Below are 881 nucleotides of genomic sequence, written 5' to 3'. Positions count from 1 at the left end.
CTGGCTCCACGGGGTGTGGTGTGCGTCGCCCAACACCATATCCATATGGATCTCATCGCTGATCACTTTCACATCATGACGCGCACAGAGCGCGGCCATTTGCTGCAACTCCTCACGCCGCCACACTTTGCCGGTAGGATTGTGCGGGCTACACAGCAGCATCACTTTGCAATCGGGTCGTGCCAGCAGCGGTTCCAGCTGCGTCATATCACACTGCCAGTCATGACCCTGGCGCTGGAGCGGCAGTTCCAGCACGCGGCGCTGATTACCGTTGATGGTGTGATAAAATGCATCGTAGGCAGGCGTATGAATCAGCACTTCATCGCCGGGTTTTGTCCAGTGGCGCAGCATCTGCGCCACCATGTAGATCACCGACGGGCCGTAAACCAGCGATTGCGGCTCAACCTCTGTGGCAAAACGATTCTTCATCCAGTGTTGAATCGCCGAGGTAAAGTCCTGATGCTGCCAGCGGCTGTAGCCCAATACGCCATGGTTTAACCGCTGTTGCAGGGCCTCAATGATGCAGGGTGCCGTCGCGAAATCCATATCGGAGATGGTGAAGGGCAATAAGCCCTCCACACCAAAGCGGTCCGCCACGAAATCCCACTGCGTACACCAGCTGCCGTGGCGATCCACGGCCTGGTCGAAATCAAACCTCTGCATCATGACACCGTCGCGCTCATCAGGTGTGCCATTTCATCTTTCACCGACTGCACCTGCGGACCGATCACCACTTGCAGGCTGGTTTGGTTGAGATGCACCACACCAATTGCACCATTGGCTTTCAGCGCGGCATCATTCACTTTGCTCATGTCCGCAATGGTAAGACGCAGGCGCGTCAGGCAGTTAAGATCGGAATCTCGTCGTGTAGGGAAAGAGTG

The 881-nt window shown here is 56.4% G+C and carries 1 protein-coding gene; it reads right to left on the bottom strand.

Annotation, left to right across the window (positions count from 1 at the left end; translation table 11 throughout):
• On the bottom strand, positions 1-666 hold a 666-nt coding region (locus tag H7A81_RS27400; RefSeq protein WP_182059355.1), incomplete at its 3' end, for a MalY/PatB family protein.
• Positions 667-881: the final 215 nt, after the last annotated feature.

Source organism: Pantoea sp. ME81 (assembly GCF_903970985.1).
GTDB classification, from domain to species: Bacteria; Pseudomonadota; Gammaproteobacteria; order Enterobacterales; family Enterobacteriaceae; genus Pantoea; species Pantoea communis.
The sequence above is the reverse complement of the archived record's forward strand: the minus strand, read 5'-3'. Positions and strand labels throughout refer to the sequence as shown.